This window comes from Pantoea sp. CTOTU50773 (assembly GCF_032082325.1).
In the GTDB taxonomy this organism is placed as follows: domain Bacteria; phylum Pseudomonadota; class Gammaproteobacteria; order Enterobacterales; family Enterobacteriaceae; genus Pantoea; species Pantoea communis.
Genome location: NZ_DAMDQC010000015.1, coordinates 1 through 24898 on the forward strand (window position 1 = coordinate 1; position 24898 = coordinate 24898).

At 55.2% G+C, this 24898-nt stretch carries 19 protein-coding genes and 2 pseudogenes; 18 read left to right on the forward strand and 3 right to left on the reverse strand.

The window, feature by feature from the left end; genetic code table 11:
* Positions 1 to 18: 18 nt before the first annotated feature.
* Positions 19 to 348, forward strand: a pseudogene (locus RT340_RS04015) (PhnE/PtxC family ABC transporter permease); the annotation flags it as partial.
* Positions 345 to 1229: a phosphonate ABC transporter, permease protein PhnE gene (gene phnE / locus RT340_RS04020; RefSeq protein ID WP_097116720.1), complete on the forward strand. Its 885-nt coding sequence runs from the start codon at positions 345 to 347 to the stop codon at positions 1227 to 1229. The pseudogene RT340_RS04015 and the gene phnE, both read left to right, overlap by 4 nt.
* Here the strand turns inward: phnE and RT340_RS04025 are convergent.
* On the reverse strand, positions 1183 to 3768 hold the full coding sequence (locus tag RT340_RS04025) for an ATP-binding protein (protein ID WP_313374284.1): 2586 nt from the start codon (positions 3766 to 3768) through the stop codon (positions 1183 to 1185). The genes phnE and RT340_RS04025 overlap by 47 nt on opposite strands.
* Before the next feature lie 145 nt (positions 3769 to 3913).
* On the opposite strand from RT340_RS04025, the gene RT340_RS04030 reads away from it, so the two are divergent.
* The 6 genes from RT340_RS04030 (at position 3914) to RT340_RS04055 (ending at position 10093) form a co-directional block, all read left to right on the forward strand.
* Positions 3914 to 5419: a sugar ABC transporter ATP-binding protein gene (locus tag RT340_RS04030; RefSeq protein WP_097116722.1), complete on the forward strand. Its 1506-nt coding sequence runs from the start codon at positions 3914 to 3916 to the stop codon at positions 5417 to 5419.
* Between the two features lie 10 nt (positions 5420 to 5429).
* Positions 5430 to 6413 carry an ABC transporter permease subunit gene (locus RT340_RS04035; RefSeq protein WP_097116723.1) on the forward strand — a complete coding sequence of 328 codons (984 nt, stop codon included), beginning with the start codon at positions 5430 to 5432 and terminating at the stop codon, positions 6411 to 6413.
* Between the two features lie 81 nt (positions 6414 to 6494).
* Complete coding sequence (locus RT340_RS04040; RefSeq protein WP_058962098.1) at positions 6495 to 7433, forward strand: ABC transporter substrate-binding protein; 939 nt, start codon at positions 6495 to 6497, stop codon at positions 7431 to 7433.
* Positions 7434 to 7483: 50 nt separating this feature from the next.
* A complete protein-coding gene (locus tag RT340_RS04045; RefSeq protein WP_160832768.1) occupies positions 7484 to 8167 on the forward strand; it encodes a D-lyxose/D-mannose family sugar isomerase in 684 nt (227 codons plus the stop codon).
* Between the two features lie 11 nt (positions 8168 to 8178).
* Positions 8179 to 9039, forward strand: coding sequence for a ketose 1,6-bisphosphate aldolase (locus RT340_RS04050; RefSeq protein ID WP_160832769.1), 861 nt, complete (start codon positions 8179 to 8181; stop codon positions 9037 to 9039).
* A gap of 1 nt (position 9040) precedes the next feature.
* Positions 9041 to 10093, forward strand: coding sequence for a carbohydrate kinase family protein (locus tag RT340_RS04055; protein WP_160832770.1), 1053 nt, complete (start codon positions 9041 to 9043; stop codon positions 10091 to 10093).
* Here the strand turns inward: RT340_RS04055 and RT340_RS04060 are convergent.
* Positions 10030 to 10776, reverse strand: coding sequence for a response regulator (locus tag RT340_RS04060; RefSeq protein ID WP_058959928.1), 747 nt, complete (start codon positions 10774 to 10776; stop codon positions 10030 to 10032). The two genes, RT340_RS04055 and RT340_RS04060, sit on opposite strands and share 64 nt — an antisense overlap.
* A 416-nt stretch (positions 10777 to 11192) precedes the next feature.
* On the opposite strand from RT340_RS04060, the gene RT340_RS04065 reads away from it, so the two are divergent.
* Positions 11193 to 12491 carry an NCS2 family permease gene (locus RT340_RS04065; RefSeq protein WP_211728366.1) on the forward strand — a complete coding sequence of 433 codons (1299 nt, stop codon included), beginning with the start codon at positions 11193 to 11195 and terminating at the stop codon, positions 12489 to 12491.
* Positions 12492 to 12748: 257 nt separating this feature from the next.
* The gene (locus RT340_RS04070) at positions 12749 to 13537 is read left to right on the forward strand and encodes a hypothetical protein (protein ID WP_313374291.1); all 789 of its coding nucleotides are present in this window, start codon (positions 12749 to 12751) and stop codon (positions 13535 to 13537) included.
* A gap of 48 nt (positions 13538 to 13585) precedes the next feature.
* Here RT340_RS04070 and RT340_RS04075 read toward each other — a convergent pair whose 3' ends face one another.
* Positions 13586 to 15034 (reverse strand): AMP nucleosidase, encoded by a 1449-nt coding sequence (locus RT340_RS04075; protein WP_097116728.1) that lies wholly within the window; start codon positions 15032 to 15034, stop codon positions 13586 to 13588.
* A 402-nt stretch (positions 15035 to 15436) separates the two neighbouring features.
* Between RT340_RS04075 and RT340_RS04080 the strand changes: the two genes are divergently transcribed.
* From RT340_RS04080 to RT340_RS04115, 8 genes and pseudogenes are all read left to right on the forward strand, one after another.
* Positions 15437 to 16495, forward strand: a complete 1059-nt coding sequence (locus tag RT340_RS04080; RefSeq protein ID WP_160868152.1) for a branched-chain amino acid ABC transporter substrate-binding protein — start codon at positions 15437 to 15439, stop codon at positions 16493 to 16495.
* An 80-nt stretch (positions 16496 to 16575) separates the two neighbouring features.
* Positions 16576 to 17490 carry an ABC transporter permease subunit gene (locus RT340_RS04085; RefSeq protein WP_097116730.1) on the forward strand — a complete coding sequence of 305 codons (915 nt, stop codon included), beginning with the start codon at positions 16576 to 16578 and terminating at the stop codon, positions 17488 to 17490.
* A 10-nt stretch (positions 17491 to 17500) separates the two neighbouring features.
* Positions 17501 to 18784, forward strand: a complete 1284-nt coding sequence (livM, locus tag RT340_RS04090; RefSeq protein ID WP_313374294.1) for a high-affinity branched-chain amino acid ABC transporter permease LivM — start codon at positions 17501 to 17503, stop codon at positions 18782 to 18784.
* Entirely contained in the window at positions 18777 to 19652 is an 876-nt protein-coding gene (locus RT340_RS04095; RefSeq protein WP_097116732.1) for an ABC transporter ATP-binding protein, read from the forward strand. The genes livM and RT340_RS04095 overlap by 8 nt, the downstream gene beginning before the upstream one ends.
* Positions 19645 to 20394, forward strand: a complete 750-nt coding sequence (locus RT340_RS04100; RefSeq protein ID WP_097116733.1) for an ABC transporter ATP-binding protein — start codon at positions 19645 to 19647, stop codon at positions 20392 to 20394. The genes RT340_RS04095 and RT340_RS04100 overlap by 8 nt, the downstream gene beginning before the upstream one ends.
* A gap of 120 nt (positions 20395 to 20514) precedes the next feature.
* A pseudogene (locus RT340_RS04105) lies at positions 20515 to 21927 on the forward strand (EmmdR/YeeO family multidrug/toxin efflux MATE transporter).
* Positions 21928 to 22062: 135 nt separating this feature from the next.
* A complete protein-coding gene (locus RT340_RS04110; protein WP_166932180.1) occupies positions 22063 to 22230 on the forward strand; it encodes a hypothetical protein in 168 nt (55 codons plus the stop codon).
* 361 nt (positions 22231 to 22591) lie between these two features.
* Complete coding sequence (locus RT340_RS04115; RefSeq protein WP_313374303.1) at positions 22592 to 24871, forward strand: catecholate siderophore receptor Fiu; 2280 nt, start codon at positions 22592 to 22594, stop codon at positions 24869 to 24871.
* Positions 24872 to 24898: the final 27 nt, after the last annotated feature.

A 24898-nucleotide genomic window follows, 5' to 3' on the forward strand; every position in this document is an offset into this window, starting at 1 on the left:
ACCAAACTGTTTTAGTAATCGATAGAAAGCGCGTCAGAAAAACCGGTACGCGGCCTCGCGGCATGAGGAGCGACCAAATTACGGCGAATGCGCTTCACCTTCTGGCCGCAGGTGAAACCAACGTTTCTCTCTTATTGCTTTATGCGTCTGGAAGTGAACTTCCGTTCTTCTACCATCCTTGGATTGGTGGGGGCGGGCGGTATCGGTCAGGAGCTGATGACCAACATCAAACTGGATCGTTACGATCAGGTGAGCATCACACTGCTGCTGATCATTGTGGTGGTGTCGCTGCTGGATACGGTATCCGGCTGGTTGCGCCGTCGCGTGGTGGAAGGGGATATCAAATGATCGCATTAGTACCGGATGTGGCAAAACTGAAGCAGGAACATCCTGCACTGTTCGCCGCACAGAACCGTTATCTACGCCGCGTGGCTGGAGTTGCACTTGCCATCGCGCTCTATTACCTGTTCTTCTTTGAATTTTTCGGTATTGAGTGGAGCCGAGTTATTATCGGTTGCGAGCAACTAGGGCGTTACTTCCTGCGCATGTTCGTTTGGCAAGACTTTATGAACTGGCCATTTGGCTATTATTTCTCCCAGATTGGCATCACGTTGGCGATTGTCTTCGCCGGGACGCTGACCGCTTCCATTATTGCGCTGCCGGTTTCCTTCCTTGCCGCCCGCAACGTGATGCACGATCCGATTGCCCGTCCGATTTCCTTAGTGGTGCGCCGTTTGCTTGACATCCTGCGCGGTGTCGATATGGCGATTTGGGGCCTGATCTTTGTGCGTGCAGTTGGCATGGGACCACTGGCGGGTGTGCTGGCGATTGTGGTACAGGATGTGGGCTTACTGGGCAAACTGTATGCGGAAGGGCATGAAGCGGTTGAGCGTTCGCCGAGCCGGGGTTTAGGTGCGGTGGGGGCCAATAGTCTGCAGAAACATCGCTTTGGCATCTTTACCCAATCCTTCCCGACCTTCCTGGCATTGAGCCTGTACCAGATTGAATCCAATACCCGTTCGGCGGCGGTACTCGGCTTCGTTGGCGCAGGGGGTGTCGGTCTGGTTTATGCCGAGAACATGCGCCTGTGGAACTGGGATGTGGTGATGTTCCTGACCATCTTGTTGGTTGGCGTGGTGATGATCATGGATGTGATCTCCAGCAAACTGCGTAAGCGTTACATCACGGGGAAACCGTTGCCGCTGTGGCAGCCTGCCGTGCGCGATTAAGCCGTTCACTGCGTTGCCAGGCGCGCTCCAGCGCCTGCGCTAACTGTGCCTGTTGCCAGGGTTTTGCCAGCCGTTCACACAGTGGCAAAGTGACCTGGCTCTGGCGCAAATCCTGACCGCTGATCAGCAGGGTGGCCAGTTCTGGCCACTGCTGCTGCGCCTGGCGAATCACATCCGCCCCGTTTAACGCGCCGGGTAACATCAAATCACTGATCAACAACTCAATATCTGGCGTCTGCCGCAGCAGCGTGAGTGCGGATTCGCCATCGCCACACTCTAAAGTGAGGTAGCCGAGTTGATGCAGATGCTCACACAATGTCTGCCTGACGGCGGGTTCATCATCCAGCACCAACACCAGCCGGTCACTGCTGGCACCCGGCGTAAACTCGGGAAGAGTCGGCGCGGGCTGGACCGCTTCCGGTGCGCGCGGCAGTAACAGGCGCACGGTGGTGCCCTGGCCGGGGGCGGTTTCCACTTCGATCTGCCCGCCAGATTGACGCACAAATCCATACACCATCGACAACCCCAGTCCGCTGCCGCTGCCGGTCTCTTTGGTGGTGAAAAATGGCTCAAACACCTGTTCACGTACCTCGGCTGACATGCCGCAGCCGTGATCGATGACTTCAATGGTGACGCGATCGCGTTTACCATCCGCTTCCTGCATTCGCTGATTCCAGATGCGCAGGCGAATTTCACCACTCTGCTTCTCCATGGCATCGCGCGCGTTGACCACCAGATTCATTAGCGCATTCTCCAGCTGCCCGGCATCGATCCACGCGGGCCAACCGGGGCGTTGCGCATCAACCACTAATTGCTGACCGGGCAACAGTGCATGCTGTAACAGTGAGTGCAGATTATCGACCAGCTCAATGACTGATACCGCACGCGGATAAAGCGACTGTTTACGTGAGAAGGCCAGCAGCCGCTGGGTAAGCTGTGCCGCGCGGTCGGCCGCCAGCCGGGCTCGCTCAATGCGACTGGCCAGTGAACCGGAGGGGAGTTGGCCCACGGTGAGGGCCAGACTGCCAATAATCACGGCCAGCAGGTTGTTAAAGTCGTGAGCGATACCGCCGGTGAGTTGGCCCACCGCTTTCATTTTTTGGCTGTGCAGCAGCGCTTCTTCCAGCGCCTTACGTGTGGTGCGCTCAAGCACGGTATTGACCATGCCCCGGCGTGGCACCGGGCTAAAGCGCAGTTCCAGCGTGCGGCCGTCGGGCAGGCGAACTTCCTGCGCATCCTGCAGGCTGGTGAGCTGCACATCCATTCGCTCTAGCAGACGTTGATAATGCAGGCCGCGATGCAGGTCGCGTGCCGGAATGCCGAGTAACTCGGCGTACTGCGCGTTCCACACCACCAGTTGCCCACTGTTATCGAACAACGCAAAGCCATCGCGCATGGCGAGGAAAGTGGATTCCAGCTGATTGCTTTTCTCTTTTAACAGGCGGGAAGTGTGGGCCAGTGAAGCCGTATTGCGTGCAAAGACGTTAAAGGCGCGAGCCAGATCGCCGAGCTCATCACGGCGGGCCAATCCCGGAACATTGACGCTTTTCTCGCCCTGGGCCAGACGCGTCATGGCGTGGGCGATAGCGGTCAGGCTGGAACCGAGATTGCGATAAATGTAGTAACCCGCGTAACCGGTGATCAGCAGTGCCAGTAGCATAAACAGGCCAATAAAACCGATGATGGAGTCCAGTTCCTGATGCGTGGAGGTGCTGCGCGCATCGCTCTGCTGCGCCACCAGTTGCACATAATGCGTGATGTCGCCATTCAGCATCGCCACCAGCGCTTTGATGCGATAGGTCGCGTAGGCAATCGCGATATCGCTCTGCTCAAGCTGTTCAGCGACCGGCTGCAGGCTGCGCGCGGTGTCGACCAATCGGTCACGCTGCATTGCCAGCGCATCTTGTAACGGTAAGGCGGACCAGATGGGCAGTACCTGCTGCAATTGTTGTTCAGCGGCTTGTGGCGCAGTGGATTGGATTGCCACCTTTAACAGGGCATCCGTTTGCTGGCGCAGCGGCAAAAAAGCGCCGTCGCTGGCGAGCACATCAATGCGATTCAGCAAGAGTTGTGCCTGCCACAGGCCACTCAGCATCACATTACGTTGTAAGTGGCGTTGATGGCCAACCCTAAGCAGCTGATTGATGCTCTGTTCCAGCATCTGGCTGCGTTCTCGAATGCGCGCCAGCAGTTCAGGTTGCTGTGCGGCCAGAGGCGCGTTCGCCAGCAGGGATAGGGATTGTTGTAACGCTTGCTGCGTCTGCTGCAGACGAGCCGACTCGCTTTGATACTCCAGCGCACCCACCACCTGCGCCAATCGTACGGCGGCGGTGGCCACGTTGGCAGTATCCCGCGCCAGCGCCAGGCTGCCGTTCATATCCGCCAGGGTTTGCGCCTGTGCCTGCTCCTGAATGTGACCGGCGTGGCGAAATCCAAAAATAGCCACCAGGCTCACCGCCAGCGTGACACTCACCACTAACAGGTTAAACAGCAGCAGGCGACCCCGCGCGCCAGCGTGCCAGTGCAGACTCTGACTCATTGCGGTCACTCCTTACCTCTCAGCTCCCGGCGAGTATAGAAGCGTGACCGGGGCGCAATATGACAAATATGAATGGCCGCTGACATTTTCCATTTATCTGGCGTTGCAACACTCGGCGACAACTTCAGAAAGCAGGAGTCAGGCGATGGCGGCGACACCGATATTAGAAATGCGCGAAATCACCCGACGCTTCGGCAGTTTCTACGCGTTAAAGGGCGTGGATCTGACCGTGTGGCCGGGTGAAGTCCATGCGCTGATGGGCGAAAACGGTGCCGGGAAAAGTACGCTGATGAAGATTCTGGCCGGTGCTTATACCGCCAGCAGCGGGGAAATTCTTATCAACGGTAAACCCTACGCCATCAAAGGCCCAAAAGAAGCGCTGGCAGCAGGCATCACGCTGATTTATCAGGAAATCAATCTGGCACCTAATCTCACCGTGGCAGAGAACATCTTTCTCGGCAGCGAGATCACGCGCGGTGGGCTGGTGAAACGGCGGCAGATGGCGGAAGAGGCACAGCAGGTGATTAATCGTCTGGGTGCCCAATTCAGTGCCAACGATCTGGTGAGCAAACTCAGTATCGCTGAGCAGCAGCAGGTGGAGATTGCCCGCGCGCTGCACCGCAACAGCCGCATTCTGGTGATGGATGAACCCACGGCAGCACTCTCCAATCGCGAAACCGAACAGCTGTTTGCGCTGATTAAACGCCTGCGCAGCGAAGGCATGGCGATCATTTACATTAGCCATCGCATGGCCGAAGTGTATGAGCTTTCGGATCGCGTCAGCGTGCTGCGTGATGGGCAGTATGTTGGCAGCCTGACGCGCGATCAGCTTAATGCCAGTGAACTGGTGCGCATGATGGTTGGCCGTCCGCTGAGCGATCTGTTTAATAAAGACCGCAACATTCCCTTCGGCGAGGTCCGTCTCGCTGTCAATCACCTGACCGATAACCGCAAAGTCCATCCCAGTAGTCTCTCGGTGCGTGCCGGGGAGATTGTCGGATTGGCGGGATTGGTCGGTGCCGGACGCAGTGAGCTGGCGCAGCTGATTTTTGGCGTGCATCAACCCAGGGGAGGCGAAATCTGGATCGATGGCGAGAAAGTCAAAATTCATTCGCCGCGAGATGCCATCGCACGTGGTATTGGCTTCCTCACCGAGAACCGTAAAGAGCAGGGGCTGTTCCTGGAACTGGCCGCACAGGAAAACATCGTGATGGCGACGCTGGAACGCGATGCCAGCTACGGCCTGCTTAATCGGCGTAAAGGGCAAAAGATTGCCGGTGATGCCATCGAATCACTCAACATTCGTGTGCCGCACGCCCAGGTACGGGCCGGGGGGCTATCGGGCGGTAATCAACAGAAACTGCTGATCTCACGCTGGGTAGCGATTGCACCACGCATTCTGCTGCTGGATGAGCCCACGCGCGGCGTGGACGTCGGCGCCAAGAGTGAAATCTACCGCATGATGAACCAGATGGCGCAACAGGGCGTGGCGATTTTGATGATCTCCAGCGAACTGCCGGAGGTGGTTGGGATGAGTGACCGCGTGTATGTGATGCGTGAGGGCAGTATTGCCGGAGAGCTGAGCGGCGCAGAGATTAGCCAGGAAAACATTATGACACTGGCCACCGGCGCACAGCCGGTACAGGCCTGAGGAGACCGCAATGACCAGTGAAACTGCACGCGTAAAAAGTCCAACGCTTAAACGCGCCTTGATGAGCGACCTGCTGCAAACGGTAGGGATTCTGCCGATTTTGATCCTGATTGTGGCGGTATTTGGTTTTGTTGCGCCGAACTTCTTTACCGAAGCTAACCTGCTGAATATTACCCGTCAGGCTTCGATCAATATCGTGCTGGCGGCGGGGATGACCTTTGTGATCCTCACCGGCGGGATCGATCTGTCAGTGGGCTCGATGCTGGGCACCACGGCGGTCGTGGCGATGGTGGTGTCGCTGGATCCGGCCTTTGCGGGCCTGACCATCCCGGCGGCGCTCGGCGCAGGGCTGATTATGGGCCTGTTCAACGGACTGCTGGTGGCATGGGCTGGCTTACCGCCCTTTATCGTGACGCTCGGCACCTATACCGCTTTGCGCGGAGCGGCTTATTTGCTGGCGAATGGCACTACCGTCATCAACTCTGACATCAATTTCGAGTGGATAGGCAACGGTTATCTCGGGCCGATCCCCTGGCTGATCATTATTGCCTTTGCCGTCATCGCGCTGTGCTGGTTCATTCTGCGCCGTACCACTCTGGGTGTGCACATCTACGCCGTGGGCGGCAACGTGCAGGCGGCGCGCCTCACCGGGATCAAGGTCGGCATGGTGCTGGTGTTTGTCTATGCCATGAGCGGCATGTTGTCGGGATTAGGCGGATTGATGAGCGCCTCACGCCTCTACAGCGCCAACGGCAACCTGGGTGTGGGGTACGAGTTAGATGCAATCGCCGCGGTGATTCTGGGCGGCACCAGTTTTGTCGGCGGTATCGGCACCATTACCGGCACGCTAATTGGTGCGCTGATAATCGCCACGCTGAACAACGGCATGACGCTGATGGGCGTTTCTTACTTCTGGCAGTTGGTCATTAAGGGCGCTGTGATCATCATTGCCGTACTCATCGATAAGTACCGCACACGTCATCACGTGGGTTAAGGGTGTACTTGCAACAGGCTGTCACACAACGGCGATCTGCTGGATCGCCAACATAATCAAAAAAGCAGGAGAACATCGACTATGCGTTTTAATCCGATTCTGACCGGACTGCTGGCGGCGACGTTGTTGAGTGCGCCACTGGTGCAGGCAAAAGAACTCAAATCCATTGGTGTCACCGTCGGCGATCTCGCCAATCCGTTCTTCGTGCAGATCACTAAAGGTGCTGAGCTGAAGGCGCGTGAACTGGCCGGCGACAAGGTCAATGTGACGCTGGTTTCCAGCGGTTACGATCTTGGTCAGCAGGTGGCGCAGATAGATAACTTTATCGCCGCCAAAGTGGACATGATCATCCTTAACGCCGCCGATTCCAAAGGCATCGCTCCCGCGGTGAAACGTGCGCGTGATGCCGGCATCGTGGTGGTGGCGGTCGACGTGGCGGCTGACGGTGCCAATGCCACCATTACCTCCGATAACACCCAGGCAGGTGCGATGGCCTGTAAATACATCTCTGATCGCCTGAAAGATAAAGGCAACGTGGTGATCATCAACGGACCGCCGGTGTCAGCGGTGCAAAACCGGGTTGAAGGCTGTATGAACGAGCTGAAAACTCATCCCGATATCAAACTGCTCTCCTATAACCAGAACGCCAAGGGCAGTCGCGATGGTGGCCTGGAGGTGATGACCGGACTGCTGTCTGCCAATCCGAAGATCGATGCGGTGTTTGCGATTAACGACCCAACGGCGATTGGTGCCGATTTGGCTGCCAAGCAAGCCCAGCGCAGTGAGTTCTTTATTGTCGGCGTCGATGGTTCGCCAGACGGCGAAGAAGCCCTGAAACGTAAAGGCTCGCTGTTTGTCGCCACCCCAGCGCAAGACCCGCAGGTGATGGCAGCCAAAGCGGTGGAGATTGGCTACGACATCCTGCAGGGCAAACCCGCACCTGACAAACCGGTGCTGATTCCGGTCACGATGATCGATCGCAATACTGTCAGCAGCTACAAAGGCTGGACGGTGAAATAACGTTGATTTCTTGAGGCGGTCTCTGGGCCGCCCACATTGGGAGCGGAGTTATGCATCGATCCGAAGTGAACGCCATTCTGCAACTCACCCGCGAATTCTTTATGCGACAGGATGTGCACCTGCCGCCCTGGGCCGACTATGGCCTCAGCCAATGGCGTGCGCTGGATAAACGCCACGCAGAAGAGCTGCTGGCGCTGCATCTGGGCTGGGATGTCACCAGTTTCGGCGCTGATGATTTCTCGCAGACCGGTTTAACCCTGTTTACCTTGCGCAATGGCTCGCGCGGCGGTCAGCCGTGGGGAAAACCTTACGCTGAAAAAATCATGCACGTGCGGGAAGGGCAGGTGACGCCGATGCACTACCACCCACAAAAGATGGAAGACATCATCAATCGCGGTGGCGGCAATCTGATCGTCACGCTGCATAACCGCGCGGGCGACCGGCTTGATGACTCACCGGTAAACGTCACTTTAGATGGCATTCGCCAAACTCACGCGGCGGGATCGCAACTGCGTCTTTCCCCGGGCGAGAGTGTCACCTTGCTGCCCGGTATCTGGCACAGTTTCTGGGGCGAAGAGGGCTATGGCGATGTGCTGGTTGGCGAAGTCTCGATGCCCAACGATGACGAGCATGACAACGTCTTTCTCACACCGCTGGCGCGCTTTAATCCGATTGATGAGGATGAAGATCCGCGCTGGCTGTTGTGCAACGAATATCACCGCTGGCTGGCATAAAGGAGTTCACGATGGCACTGATTTCACTGGCGCAGGGCCTGGCCCACGCGCAGCAACATCAATACGCGCTCGGCGCATTTAACGTACTGGACACCCATTTTTTGCGTGCGCTGTTCCAGGCGGCTGAGCAACAACGGTCGCCTTTTATCATCAACATCGCGGAAGTGCATTTTAAGTATGTCAGCCTCGAGCATCTGATTGCGGCGATTCGCACAGAAGCGGCGCTGCATGATATCCCAGTGGTGCTTAATCTTGACCATGGTTTGCATTTTGAGGCGGTAATGCAGGCGATTCGCCTCGGATTTACTTCGGTGATGTTTGATGGCTCCACCCTCAGCTATGAGGAGAATATGCGCCAGACCCGTGAAGTGGTGAAGATGTGCCACGCCATTGGCGTATCGGTTGAAGCGGAATTGGGCGCGGTGGGCGGCGATGAAGGTGGGGCACTGTTTGGTGAGGCTGACAGCAACAAATTCACCGATCCTGCTCTGGCGGCGGAGTTTGTCCAGTCAACCGGGATCGATTGTCTGGCCGTAGCGATTGGCAACGCGCACGGCAAATACAAAGGTGAGCCGAAGCTCGACTTTGAGCGTCTGGCGGCAATTCGCTCGGCGGCAGGCATTCCTTTGGTGCTGCATGGCGGTTCAGGGATCAGTGATGCCGATTTCCGCCACGCCATCAGTTTGGGCATTCATAAAATCAATTTCTATACCGGCATGTCACAAGCCGCACTAGGCGCGATAGAAAAGCAAATTACTCAGCGTGATGCGCGCTACGACTCGTTTGCTGAACTGCTGATGGCGGTAGAACACGATATTGCCAATGTGGTGGCGCAGCAGATGCAGGTGTTTGGCAGCGCCGGGAGGGCCTGACATGGTGCAACGCAACGGTATTCTCGGTGCGGGCAGTATGCTGGTGGATCATGTACAACGTATCACGCATTGGCCAGAACAAGGCTGGTTAGCGGAGATCACCCACAGTGAGAAGTGCAGCGGAGGCGCTGCACTGAATGTGCTGTTCACCCTGGCGCGCATGCAGGTCAATTTGCCGCTGGCCGGTGTCGGCATGGTGGGCGGGGACAGTGACGGTGATTACATCGTGCAGTTGCTGGACGATCATCAGATTGATCGTCAGTTTGTACAACGCACGCGCAATGTTAGCACGGCGATGACACAAGTGATGACCACGCCCGATGGTCAACGCACGTTTTTCCATGCCCGCGGCGCCAATGCCGAACTGGATTTGCCCCATTTTGCTGAAGTTGTCACTTCACATCGTATATTTCATCTCGGCTATTTGTTGTTGCTGGATAGTCTCGACCAGTCTGATGAGATTTTTGGTACGCGCAGCGCGCATCTGCTGGCACAAATGCAGCAACGGGGTTACCTCACTTCGCTGGATTTGGTGTCGCGAACCGGGGAGTATCGCCCGTTGGTGGTGCCGGCGTTACGCTGGCTCGATTATCTGGTGATTAATGAACTGGAGGCGCAGTCACTCACTGGCGTGACGCTGCGCAGCGCTTCGGGGCTGGCAGCACCCAGCGCGTTTGCCGAGGCCGCCGCCTGGTTACTGGAACAGGGCGTGCGCCAACGCGTGGTGATCCATGCCCCTGAAGGTGCCTGGGGACAAGAGAGCAGGGGTGAAGCAGGGTGGCAGCCGGCGTGGTGCCTGAAACCAGAAGAGATTGTCGGCAGCGTTGGGGCGGGAGATGCGTTTTGTGCTGGGGTGTTATATGCCAGTCATGAAGGTTGGCCCCTGCTGGAGACATTGAAGCTGGCACATACCTGCGCTTGTTTCAATTTGCATGCAGCGAATGCGCTGGACGGCACGCGGCCATTGGCCGAGATGCAGCGCTGGATGAATCAGGCAATCTGTGTTTCACGCGCGGCTGAAGCCGGACGCAATACATCAGCGGAAAATACGTAACCGAGGCCACGGATGGTGCGGATAAGGCTGGGTTGGTGTGGATTGGCTTCGATTTTCCGCCGCAGTCGCATGATGAGCACGTCTATGGTGCGGTCGAACACCTCAAGACTCTCATTGTGAGTCAGTTCCAGCAGCTGATCGCGCGTCAGCACTTTGCGTGCGTGACCCACCAGGGCGCGCAACAGGGTATATTCGCCTTGAGTGAGGGCGACACTTTCGCGCTGAGGATTAAACAGCTGACAACGCGCATCATCCAGCCGCCAGCCATTGAATTGCCATCCTTCATCCTGCTGTGCATCAGCTTGTGTCAGACGTCCACAGCGGCGCAGTGCTGCACGTGCACGCGCGACAACCACCCGAGGATTAAAGGGTTTGGCGATGTAATCATCCGCACCCATCTCTAATCCCACCACCATATCTGCTTCCGACCCCATCCCGGTCAGCATGATGACCAACAGGTCCGGCCGCTGCCGCTGCATCTGTTGCAGCACCAGTAAGCCGTTGGTGTCCGGTAGCATCATGTCCAGCATCACCAGGGAGATCTCGGGATGCAGGCTGAGCAGCGCAAGGGCATCTTTGCCCTGATGGCAGCTGTAGACGGTAAACACATGTTCACTCAATACATCGTGCAGCAATTCACACACGGCACGATCATCATCAACGACCAAAATCGCGGGCTTCATTGCGCTGTCTCTTATGTTGCGAAAGGGTTAAAAGCAGTGTAACCCGATGTTTTTGAGCTGCTGTCCTGTGCTGCAGAAACGTGAGCGCCATCGCTGAGCAGTGTGCGAAAGCGTGCGTTGCCGCAATCTTTTTCCTCTGGAAGGCAGTAGAAGGGAAAACGATTGCGCAGCCATGGTGCAATGCACCATAATCGCGCCCTGTTCGGGTTCAGAATTATCCTAACCGCAACCGCATTTTGAAACGTAAACGATTGCGTACGGTGATGGCATAGCTATTGCTATGTGGACAGGGGAAAGCGGAAGGTGTGTCTGCCTTGGGTCCAGCGTGTGTCGCTTTCATCAATACAATAATTAGTTTGTTAACCACATTGGCAAGAGAGAACGTGCACCCGTGCCGTCTCCGCTCATGAGAGATGATGATGTTAGAAAAACTCTTCAAACTTAAAGCGCACAACACCACCGTGCGCACCGAAATCATTGCGGGTATCACTACCTTCCTGGCCATGGCCTACATTCTGTTTGTTAACCCGAGCATTCTCGGTGCGACCGGCATGGATAAAGGTGCGGTCTTTGTGGCGACCTGCTTAGCGGCGGCAATTGGCTGTGTGCTGATGGGGCTGATCGCCAACTATCCCATCGCGCTGGCACCGGGCATGGGGCTCAATGCTTTCTTCACTTATACCGTTGTGCTGCACATGGGCTACACCTGGCAGATCGCACTCGGCGCGGTGTTCCTGTCAGCGGTGATCTTCTTTGCGCTGTCAATTTTCAAAATTCGTGAGTGGATTATTGCCAGTATTCCGCTGCCTCTGCGCGCGGGTATCGCTGCCGGTATCGGCTTGTTCCTGGCACTGATTGCGCTGGAAGGCGCGGGCATCGTGGTGGATAACCCGGCAACACTGGTTGGCCTGGGCGATCTGACCAAACCGGGTCCGCTGCTGGCACTGTTAGGCTTCTTCATCATTGTGGCACTGGAAGCGCGTCGCGTGACCGGCGCAGTGTTGATCGGCATCCTGGTCGTGACCTTTATCTCGATGGGCATTGGTCTGACGCCATTTGGTGGCGTGTTCTCAGCACCCCCTTCTATTGCACCCACCTTTATGCAACTGGATATCGCCGGTGCGTTTAACGTGGGTCTGGTGAGCGTTATCTTTGCCTTCCTGTTTGTGGATGTGTTCGATAACACCGGTACGCTGCTGGGCGTGACCAAGCGTGCGGGACTGGCGGATGAGCAGGGCAATGTGCCGAAAATGGGCCGTGCGTTAATCGCTGACAGTGCGGCTGCGCTGTTTGGTTCACTGCTGGGTACCTCAACGACCACCAGCTATGTTGAATCGGCTGCGGGTGTCAGTGCTGGTGGTCGTACTGGTTTGACAGCGATTGTCGTCGCTGTGCTTTTCCTGCTGAGCCTGTTCTTCTCGCCGCTGGCGGGTAGCGTCCCGGTTTACGCTACCGCACCAGCATTACTGTTTGTGGCGGTGTTGATGGCCTCTGGTTTGGCCGAAATTGACTGGAAAGACATCACCACGGCTGCGCCAGTGACCGTCACCGCGCTGACCATGCCTTTGACTTACTCCATCGCCAACGGTATCGCCTTCGGTTTCATTACCTGGACCGTGGTAAAACTGCTGAGTGGCCGTACGAAAGAGATCAATGCTGCACTGGTGATTCTCTCGATTCTGTTCGTCATCAAACTGGGCTGGCTGAGCGCTTAAGTTTTGGTTTCCGGAAGCCCGATCGGGCTTCCGTGTTTTCTGTTTCATCCCCACCAATATTTTATGTGCCATCTCTCGCAATCCCTCACTGTGACTGCTTTTGTTATTTCTCTGCCAGTTTTAACCTGCGCGACGTATTGATGCCTGCCTGAACTTTTTTGCCGCGAATGGCGGGTTCGTGGAATGTTTAAGCGGCTCGAATCTGTTTCACTACGCTGCAAGGTGAAGAGATAGCCGGGACTCTCTGGAGGTTTGTAATGGAATACGCCATGCGTACTGCCCCGTTTCTTCCACCACTTATCTATGTCGTCAGGAATATCGGAGATTCAAAAATGGAAGAGTTAACTCAACGAGTCGGGTTACTGGAAAAAACTACGCATCAAATTCAACAGGATGTTGCCGTCCTGACCGCGCGATCCGAGAATTTCGCGACCAAGGCCGATATCGGCACGCTGCGTACCGAACTGCTGGGAGAAATGGGACAGTCGGAAAAGCGTATCGATGGCAAGTTCGAAAAAATGGCGCTGCACTTTGACGATAAGCTGGGGGGAATGGCGCGGCACTTTGACGATAAACTAGGGACAATGGCGCTGAATTTCGACGATAAGTTGGGAGGGATGGCGCGGCATTTCGACGATAAACTAGGGACAATGGCGCTGAGTTTCGACGATAAACTGGGAAAAATGGCGCTGCATTTCGATGATAAATTGGGAAAAATGGCGTTTCACTTTGACGATAAACTTGAAAAGTTGGAAGTGCGTATCGACGACAAGTTGGACAAAATGGAACTGCGCATCGACGACAAGCTAGACAAAATGGAACTGCGTATCGACGACAAGCTAGACAAAATGGAACAACGCATCGATGTGAAGTTTGAACGCATGGATGAAAAATTTGAGAAGAAGTTTGTCAGGATCGATGAGAGGTTTGAAAAGCTCAATGTGAAATTTGAAAAGCTGAATGACCGACTCACCTGGTCGATTATGGTGCCCGCTATTCTGGCTGTGCTGGCCTGGTTTGTGAAAGACCTGTTGGTTAAAGTTTGAACTGAAATCCCATGTAATTCCGGCCCCAATGGGACCGGAGTTAAACCTTTACCTGAAAGGGGGTTCATTAAAGGTGCGCAACTTCCTTGAATGCAACTTATCGCCCTCAGCACGCAGCAGTTCTACCGCGCAAATGCCAATCTGCAGGTGCTCAGAAATAGCCCCCTCATAGAAACGATTCGCCTGGCCCGGCAATTTAATCTCGCCGTGCAGTGGCTTATCCGAGACGCACAGTAAGGTGCCGTAAGGTACACGGAAGCGATAGCCTTGCGCGGCAATCGTGGCACTCTCCATATCAACTGCCACCGCGCGACTCAGGTTAAAGCGCAGTGCAGAAGCGGAGTAACGCAACTCCCAGTTACGGTCATCTGTGGTCACTACCGTACCGGTGCGCAGACGCTGTTTCACCTCTTCTCCCGGCATGCCGCTCACGGCTTTGGTGGCGTCATAGAGCGCGCGCTGCACTTCAGCAATGCTTGGAATAGGAATGTCCGGCGGCAGCACACTATCCAGCACATGATCGTCACGCAAATATGCATGCGCCAGCACGTAATCACCGATGGTCTGGCTTTCACGCAGGCCGCCGCAGTGACCAATCATCAGCCAGGCGTGGGGGCGAATCACTGCCAGATGGTCGCAGATGGTTTTGGCATTGGACGGACCCACACCAATGTTCACAAGGGTGATGCCACGGCGATTCGGTGATGTCAGGTGCCAGGCCGGCATCTGGTGCTTCTTCCAGGCCAGATCAGACATCATTGCCGTGGGATCCTGGGTGTCAGCGGTGATCACCACATCGCCAGCACAGGCAAGGCTGTCATAGGGTGTGGAAGGATCCTGAACCTGCTCAATCGCCCAACGCACAAACTCATCGACATAGCGCGTGTAGTTAGTGAAGAGCACAAACGGCTGGAAATGCTCGACGGCTGTACCGGTGTAGTGGCGTAAACGCGCCAGTGAGAAATCAGTGCGCAGTGCATCGAAGTGTGACAGCGGGAAAATGGCATTCGCATGGAACAGGCCATCTGCGGTTTCATCGCCAATCTGCGACAGTTCGGTGGTAGGGAAATGGCGCGCAATGCTGGCGCTCATCGAGCGATCCAGTGTCAGGCCATCAATGACGTACGGGTACGGAATCTCCTGCTGAGAAGGCACCACTTCAACCAGGACGTCGTACTCTTTCTCCAGCATCTGTAATTGCTCACTCAGGTAGTGACGCAACAGTGCCGGGCGGGTAATGGTGGTGCTGTAACTGCCGGTGTGGGTAAAACGTCCCCATGCACGAGTGCGGTTTTGCTGTGGGCCTTCACCCAGCCAGGTGATGCGCAGTTCCGGATAAACAAACAGACCTTTCTGTCGCGCATCTTCATCCGGCAGCGTGCCGGTTGTCGTGAAATCGCGAATCGCGTTGCGCAGTGCTTCCACTGCGCTTTCATACAGGCGCTCCAGTTCATCCAGTGCCTGCTGGCTACTCAATCCGTTCCGTTGCGTATTCATAGATTCTCCTTCAGGAAACGTGGACCGATTTGACCAGAGCATAGCGGATAAACACCCCAGCACGATGAATAATCTGTGATCGACCGCATTCTGCACCATCACGGTGCTGGTATGCGGCTTAACTCTGGCTATGTTTATGATTAGCAGGGATGTCACCTCGCGCCTCGTCTACCCTGGCGCGATGCCACTGCAAAAAGCTGCCACCGACCGTCTTCTTTGGCGAGTTTCTTGCTTGATCCTAAATCGTGGCCCTATCGGCTGCATACAGTGCTGCAAAAGTTTCAGAAATTGATTTCTCCCAGGCCGTGGTATGGCTCCGTTCCTGACCCGTTGAGGATTGAAAGCATGTCTTTGAAATTCATGAAACACCCAGTGAAGGTGGTACTTGCAGGTTGTCTGAGCATGGCATTTTACGCTCAGGCGGATATCAAGATTGGTGTGGCAGGCCCGTTCTCTGGTCCAAATGCGACCTACGGGGCGCAATACTGGAAGGGCGCTAGTCAGGCTGCCGATGATATCAATGCCGCTGGTGGTATTAACGGCGAAAAAATTGTGCTGGTGCAGGGCGATGATGCCTGCGAACCCAAACAAGCAGTATCAGTAGCAAACCGACTCGTCGATCAGGACAAAGTGATGGCGGTGGTGGGTCACTTCTGTTCCTCCTCCACCATGCCCGCGTCAGAGGTGTATGACGAAGCGGGCGTGTTGGCGATCACCCCCGGGTCCACCAACCCGCAAATCACCGAGCGCGGCATGAAAACCATGTTCCGCATGTGTGGCCGTGACGATCAGCAAGGCGCGATTGCGGCGGACTTCATTATCGACAAACTGAAAGCGAAAAAGGTGGCGGTAATCCATGACAAAGACACTTACGGTCAGGGGCTGGCCGATGCCACCAAAGCTGCGCTGGAAAAACGTGGCGTGAAAGAGGTGCTGTATGAAGGGCTTTCACGCGGTGAGAAAGACTTCAATGCGCTGGTCACCAAGATTGGCGCGGTGAAACCCGACGTGGTCTATTTCGGTGGTTGTCATCCAGAAGCCGGTCCGCTGGTGCGTCAAATGCGTGAGCAGGGTGTGAATGCCGCCTTCTTCTCCGGAGACTGCATCGTGACGGAAGAGATGGTGACAGCGGCTGGTGGCCCTCAATACACCAAAGGGGTTTATATGACCTTCGGTAATGACCCGCGCACCATTCCGGATGGCAAAGCGGTGATTGAGAAGTTCCGCGCCAGCGGCTTCGAACCGGAAGGTTACACCCTGTATGCTTACGCCTCTGTGCAGGCTATTGCGGCGGCTTACAAAGCGGCGGGTAAAGACAACGCCAAAGCCAGTGACTGGTTAAAAGCCAACAGCGTCGATACCGTGATGGGTAAAAAAGCCTGGGATGGCAAAGGCGATTTGAAAGTCTCGGATTATGTGGTTTATCAGTGGGATGATAAAGGCAAGTATCACCAACTGTAATTCGATACGCGGCCCCGTATCACGGGGCCTTTCGCCATTGGGCGCGAGGTATGCGCTCCCTTTACGCGCGGGATGGATTTATGGACGCCTTTTTCTTACAGCAGCTGATTAACGGCCTGACGCTGGGCGCAGTGTATGGGTTGATCGCCATCGGTTACACCATGGTTTACGGCATTATCGGCATGATCAACTTCGCCCACGGCGAGGTGTATATGGTCTCCGCCTATTTGTGCGCAATAGGCTTAGCACTCCTGAGCTTCTTCGGTATTCACTCCTTTCCATTACTGATTTTCGGCACCTTGCTGTTCACTATTATTGTCACGGCGGCTTATGGCTGGGTCATCGAGCGTATTGCTTATCGACCCCTGCGTAATTCCACGCGCCTTGCACCGTTGATTTCCGCCATCGGCATGTCGTTGATTCTGCAAAACTACGTGCAGCTTAGCCAGGGGCCCAACCAGCAGGGCATCCCGACGCTGCTGACGGGTGTGCTGCGCATGGAAGTGGATGGCGGCATTGTGCAAATCACCTGGACCAAAGTCTTTATTCTGATTGCCGCTTTCTGTGGCATGGCGCTGCTCACCTGGATCATTCAGTACACCAAACTTGGCCGCATCTGCCGTGCCGTTCAGCAGGATCGGCGCATGGCATCGATTCTCGGCATCAATACTGACCGCGTGATTTCGCTGGTGTTTGTCATCGGTGCAGCCATGGCCGGACTGGCGGGCGTGCTGGTGACCATGAATTACGGCACGTTTGATTTTTATGCCGGATTCATTATCGGTATCAAAGCCTTTACGGCGGCAGTACTGGGCGGTATCGGTTCTCTACCCGGAGCCATGCTCGGTGGACTACTGCTTGGGGTAGCGGAAGCGCAGTTTGCGGGGCTGGTTAACTCTGACTACAAAGATGTGTTCTCGTTTTCGCTGCTGGTGGTGATTTTAATCTTCCGTCCGCAGGGACTGCTGGGTCGTCCGCTGGTCGCAAAAGTGTGAGGAAGCCACGATGAATGCAATGACGCAAAAAGCGGGCGTGCGTGAAGCATTGCTCGACACACTGCTGGCGGGAGTGATTGCGCTGGTGGTGTTTGGCCCGATTGTGGGCGTGGTGCTGGAGGGTTACAGCTTCACACTGTCGCCGCAACGTGTGGCGCTGTTAGTGGGATTAGTGATGGTAGGGCGCTTAATGCTCAGCCTGTTCACCCGTACGTCCTATGGACAACGCTTTACACGCAAGTTTGAAGGCAATGACGATGGCGTATATGTCCGCGAACCGGGTTATCGCTCGCGGATGCGCTGGATATTGCCGCTGTTATTGATTGCCGCATTTGCCTTTCCATTTCTATCGAGTAAATACCTGTTAACCGTGACCATTCTGGGGCTGATTTATGTGCTGCTGGGGCTGGGGCTCAATATTGTGGTGGGGTTGGCGGGATTACTTGATTTGGGTTATGTCGCATGTTATGCCATCGGCGCTTATGGCCTGGCACTGGGCTACGAGTACCTCGGCCTGGGATTCTGGAGTATGTTGCCGATCGCGGCATTAATGGCGGCCTTTGCCGGAGCGCTGCTGGGGTTTCCGGTGTTGCGCATGCATGGTGACTATCTGGCGATTGTGACCCTCGGCTTTGGTGAAATCATCCGTCTGGTCTTAACCAACTGGTTGTCGTTTACCGGTGGACCCAATGGCGTATCGGTGCCTTCCCCGACATTTTTCGGCCTCGAATTTGCTCGCCGGGCGCGGGACGGGGGCGTGCCTTATCACGAGTTTCTGCATCTCGATTACAACCCCAATATGAAATTCATCTTCATCTATGTGGTGCTGGTACTCGTGGTGCTGCTGGTGCTGTTAATCAAGCATCGGTTAACGCGCATGCCCATTGGCCGCGCCTGGGAGGCATTGCGGGAAGATGAAATTGCCTGCCGCGCCATGGGGCTTAATCATGTACTGGTCAAACTCTCCGCCTTTATGTTAGGTGCCTCGACGGCCGGGATTGCCGGGGTGTTTTTCGCCAGCTATCAGGGGTTCGTGAATCCAACTTCCTTTACTTTCTTCGAATCAGCGTTAATCCTGGCGATTGTGGTTCTGGGGGGGATGGGCTCGACACTGGGCGTGGTGCTTGCCGCTTTTGTACTGACAGTCGCGCCTGAACTGCTGCGTAGTTTTGCCGAATATCGTGTGCTGCTGTTTGGCATGCTGATGGTGTTAATGATGATTTGGCGACCACGCGGATTGGTTCGTACTGCACGTGCGGGTGTTCCGCTGCGGAAAGGAGTACGCCATGAGTGATGCCATTCTACAAGTTGATCATTTAATGATGCGCTTCGGCGGCATCAAAGCCCTGAACGATGTCAGCCTTTCTGTGGCGCGCGGTTCGGTTACCTCATTAATCGGCCCTAACGGGGCGGGAAAAACCACGGTGTTCAACTGCCTGACCGGGTTTTATCGCGCCACCGGCGGGCGCATCATACTTAATGCCCAACAGCGCAGTACCGATGTGATCCAGGTGCTGGGGCAAAAAATTCATCCGCAGGACTGGCTTCATCCGGCGCGGCTGGGTTCGCGCGTGTGGTACAAAATGTTTGGCGGCGCACATCTGGTTAACCGGGCCGGCCTGGCGCGTACTTTCCAGAATATCCGCTTGTTCCGCGAGATGTCGGTGGTAGAGAACCTGCTGGTGGCGCAGCACATGCAGGTCAATCGTCAACTGCTGGCCGGCGTATTGAATACCCGTGGTTATCGCGAAGCGGAAAATCGCGCGTTAGACCGCGCTTTTTACTGGCTGGAAAATGTGGATTTGGTCTCCAGCGCCAATCGACTGGCTGGCACGCTCTCGTATGGTCAGCAGCGCCGACTGGAGATTGCGCGTGCCATGTGCACGCGACCGGAACTGATTTGTCTGGATGAGCCGGCCGCGGGATTAAACCCGGTCGAAACCGATGCGCTGAGTCAGATATTGCATCGCTTACGCGCTGATCACCGTATCAGCGTGTTGTTGATTGAGCACGACATGCCGATGGTCATGCGCATCTCCGATCACATTGTGGTACTGGATCATGGCGATGTCATTGCACAGGGGACGCCGCAGCAAATTCGCCACGATCCCAACGTTATCGCCGCCTATCTCGGCGCAGATGAGGAGAGCGACCATGACTGAACCGATGTTGAGTTTTGAACAGGTGGACGTGTTTTATGGTCCGGTTCAGGCGCTCAGGCAGGTTTCCCTGACGGTGAACCAGGGGGAAACGGTGGCGCTGATCGGTGCTAACGGCGCGGGAAAATCTACGCTGCTAATGTCGATTTTTGGCCAGCCGCGCATTGCCAGTGGTGACATTCGCTTACGTGGCGAGTCGATCAGCCATCGCAGCACCCATTTCATCGCCGCCAGCGGCATTGCACAAGCGCCTGAAGGCCGCCGCATCTTTCCCGATATGACGGTGGAAGAGAACCTGCTGATGGGCACGATCGCGGTGGGCGATCGCTTTGTGAAAGAGGATAAAGATCGCATGTACCAACTGTTTCCGCGCCTGCTGGAGCGGCGTAAACAGCGTGCCATGACGCTCTCGGGTGGAGAGCAGCAGATGCTGGCGATTGCGCGTGCGCTGATGAGTCGCCCAAAACTGCTGCTGCTGGACGAACCGAGTCTGGGTCTGGCGCCGATTGTGGTGAAGCAAATTTTCAGCATACTGCGTGAATTGACCCAGCAGGGCATGACGCTGTTCCTGGTAGAACAAAATGCCCGTCATGCGCTGCGACTGGCCGATCGCGGTTATGTGATGGTCAACGGCGAGATCAAACTGAGCGGCAGTGGGGAAGAACTCCTAAATAACGATGAGGTGCGCAGCGCTTATCTCGGTGGTGCAGCGGATCCTGCGGTGGTGGCGACAAAAAGTTTGTAATAATGATTAAATGGTGATGGGAAACACTTTGCATATTTCTCAGTGGCCTATCATCATTATTACTCTTCTTCCTCTCCAAAGTGATTTGGTACTCCCTTGCAAAATCCTGGCGTAGCAGTGATGCGGGCGGTCAGAAATACGGCGTGGTATCCGAAACGTCGCTCTTATCGCACGCTGTTGTGGCGTGAAATTACCCCATTAGCCGTGCCCATCTTTATTGAAAACCTCTGTGTGATGCTGATGGGCGTCCTGAGTACTTTCCTCGTGAGCTGGCTGGGGAAAGAGGCGATGGCGGGCGTCGGTCTGGCCGACAGCTTCAACATGGTGATTATCTCCTTCTTTGCGGCGATTGATCTCGGCACCACGGTGGTGGTGGCCTTTAGCCTCGCCAAGCGCAACGGCAAACGCGCGCGCGCAGCTACTCGGCAGTCGCTGGGCTTGATGACGGTGCTGGCATTCGTGCTGGTGATCGTGATTGAGATCTGGGGACATCTGATTATCGATGTTATCGCGGGCAGCGCGGAACCCAAGGTGAAGGAACTGGCGCTGAGCTACCTGCAAACGTCGGCGTGGAGCTATCCAGCCGCGGCGATCGCCCTGATCGGTAGCGGCTCGCTACGCGGAGCGTGAAACACTAAAATTCCGATGCTGATTAATGGCGGCATGAACATCCTTAACATCGTGATCAGTAGCGTACTGATTTATGGTGCGATGGGGTGGGAAGGGATGGGCTTCGTTGGGGCCGGGTTAGGATTAACCATCTCACGCTATATCGGCGCGGCGGCGGCCATTTATGTGCTGTATCGTGGCATTACGCCGGCGTTAAGAATCAGCATCGCCAGCTATTTCCGTCGCTGGGATCGCAACATCCTGATGGAAGTGCTGGGGATCGGGGTGCCGGCCAGTATTGAGTCAGTGCTGTTTAACGGCGGTAAATTGCTGACGCAGATCTTTGTGGCAGGCATGGGCACCAATGAAATCGCCGGTAACTTTATCGCCTTCTCCATTGCCACGTTAATTAACCTTCCGGGCAACGCCCTCGGTTCGGCTTCCACCATCATTACCGGTAAGCGGCTGGGTAAAAATCAGGTGATGCAGGCGGAAAGGCAGATTAAACATGTGTTCTGGCTGGCGATGATTGGGCTGTGCACACTGGCCTTGATCACCGTACCACTGGCGGGCACGCTGGCTAAATTCTACACCCGCGACCCTGAAGTTATTGAAGTCACCAAACACCTCATCTGGCTCAATGCGGCCTTTATGCCGATCTGGACCGCATCCTGGGTGCTGCCTGCTGGTTTGAAAGGCGCGCGCGATGCGCGATACACCATGTATGTGTCGATGTTCAGCATGTGGGGTGCGCGCGTGGTTGCCGGCTACGTGCTGGGGATCATGCTCGGTATGGGCGTGGTCGGGGTGTGGCTGGGCATGTTCCTCGACTGGACAGTACGCGGTGTGTTCTTCTGGTTCCGTTTGACCAGCGGCAAATGGCTCAATAATTACCGTCGTATGCTGGCGAAGAGCCGGGCATAACGGAGTTGGCCGTCGTAGCAGACGGCGGCCTTCAATATATGCATTAATTGGGATTCAATCGCATATCTTATCGTTTTGGTTATAAAGCAAGTTAGGTTTTACTGTCAGGGTCAACCCTTACTGGAGAACCTGACGATGAAAACGACGCTGTCACAGTGGTTCCATCGCCTGATCAACGCCACATCACAACCCGCTGAAGAGCGTGAGTTCGATCTCAGCAATCATATTGATTTGCTGATTCCGGTCAGCCAACTTTATGGCATTGAATTCCATCCGTCGGTGTATCGCTACTATGAGCGATGAACGCCTGCATCACGCTATGCGATACAGTTACTGGAATGAACTGTGCGCGCTGCTTAAAAACCCGCTGCCCTGTCCAGCGGGTTTTTTGTGCCTGAATATTAGCCCTTCCTGACGACTTCTTGAGCAAACCCTGACGCAACCCTCCTGCTGGCACTGATTGTATTAATTATGTAAGGCTACCGTAAAGAAATGTATTCCCAAGCCGTTGCGCTTCATGCAAGAATAAAAAAGTAAATGATAACCATTGGCGTTATCGTTTAGGTGTTGCATCTCAAGGCAGTGGAGATCATGGCACCTTGAGTGTTTTGGTTTGCTTGATGCAATAAGCCCGTCAATAACGATAAGAAATTTACTTTTTAAAATGGATAACAATCGCAATTTGCCGTTTGGCAGTTTCAATTCGCTGACCCTGTTCACCGGGCTATGTATTGGTATTTCTCCTGCTGCTGCTCTGGCCGCTGATAATGCCAACAAAAAATCTGACGACACTTTAGTGGTGACGGCGCAAACGCCTTCTCTGTATGCGTCTAATACTTCTGCCGACCCCAAATTTACCCGTCCGCTGGTGGATACCACCCGCACCATGACGGTCATTCCTGATCAGGTGATCAAAGATCAAGGTGTCAATAACCTGACCGATGCGCTGAAAAATGTGCCGGGGGTGGGGGCGTTCTACGCCGGGGAAAATGGCAGTTCTTCGACCGGTGATGCCGTGTATATGCGTGGCATGGATACTTCAAACAGCATTTACGTGGACGGCATTCGTGATATTGGTAGCGTGACACGCGATACCTTTAATACTCAGCAGATTGAAGTGATTAAAGGGCCGTCTGGCACTGATTACGGTCGTAGCGCGCCGTCGGGTTCAATTAACATGATCAGTAAGCAGCCGCGTCTGGATACGGGCCTGGATGCGTCGGTCAGTGTCGGTAGTGCGTGGATGCGCCGCGGTACGCTGGACTATAACCAGGCCTTCAACGACAACAGCGCGTTTCGCCTCAATCTTATGGGCGAGAAAACCCACGATGCCGCACGCGATAATGTGCAAAATGAGCGTTATGGTGTCGCGCCTTCACTGGCATTCGGTCTGGATACGTCAACGCGTTTGTATCTGAACTATCTGCATGTGCATCAGAACAACACACCAGATGGCGGCATTCCGACCATCGGCCTGCCGGGATACTCGTCACCGACTGCCGCTACCTCTGCACTTAATCATTCGGGTAAAGTGGCGACCAGTAATTATTACGGCACCGATTCCGATTTCGACAAATCCACCACCGATAGCGGCACTATTCGCTTCGAGCACGATCTTAGCGACAGCACCACGATTCGCAACACCACGCGCTGGTCGCGAGTGAAGCAGGAGTATCTGCTGACCGCGGTAATGGGCAGCACCATTACCACGCCAAATCCTAATGATGTTGGCACCTGGACCTGGACGCGCAACGCAAACCTGAAAGATGTCAGTAACCGCATCCTTACTAACCAGACCAATATTACCTCGAAATTCTATACCGGTTCAGTGGGGCACGATGTCAGTGCTGGCGTGGAGTTCACGCGTGAAAACCAGACCAACTACGGCGTCAACGCCATTACTGCGCCTGCGGTTAATATCTACCATCCGATCAGCAGCATTTCCGTGGGTGGGCTGGATCGCAACGGCGCCAATGCCAACGGGCAGACCGATACCACCGGAATTTATGCCTTCGATACGCTGGCTATGACCAAAAACTTCGAGCTGAACGGCGGCATTCGTCTTGATAGCTATCACACTGATTATGACAGTGCTACGGCGTGTGGCGGCAGCGGGCGCGGTGCGCTGGCGTGTCCAACGGGCATCGCACGTGGCACGCCTATCACCACCGTTGATACCGCCAAGTCTGGTAATCTGGTGAACTGGAAAGCGGGTGCGCTCTATCGTTTGACCGAGCAGGGCAATGTTTATGTCAACTATGCGATTTCTCAGCAGCCTCCGGGTGGAAGCAGTTTTGCGCTGGCGGCAGGTGGCACCGGTAACAGTGCAAACCGTACTGATTTCCAGCCTCAGAAAGCTAAATCAAGCGAAGTGGGAACCAAATGGCAGATTCTGGATAAACGTCTGCTACTGAATGCTGCGCTGTTCCGCACCGATATCGAAAACGAAGTCACCGCGAATGACGACGGCACTTACTCACAGACCGGTAAAAAACGCGTTGAGGGCTATGAGCTTTCAGCTACTGGCAACATCACCCCAGACTGGGAAGTGATTGCCGGTTACACCCAGCAGCACGCTTCGGTGAAAGAGGGCGCAGCCGTCGCTCAGGATGGTTCATCTGCTATCGCTTATACACCGAAACACGCCTTCACCTTGTGGACGCAATATCAGGCCACTGATGCGATTTCTGTTGGTGCGGGGGCGCGTTACGTGGGCAGTCTGCGTCGCGGCAGCGATGGCGCGGTAGGCACGCCAGACCATACTGAAGGTTATTGGGTGGCAGATGCGAAGCTGGGCTACAAGGTTAATAACAACTTCGATCTGCAGCTCAACGCGTACAATATTTTCGATACCCACTATGTGGCTTCCATCAATAAGAGTGGATACCGCTACCATCCGGGTGAGCCACGTACCTTCTTGTTAACGGCAAACGTACATTTCTAAGAGTCAACGTGGGGCGTTCGCGCCCCT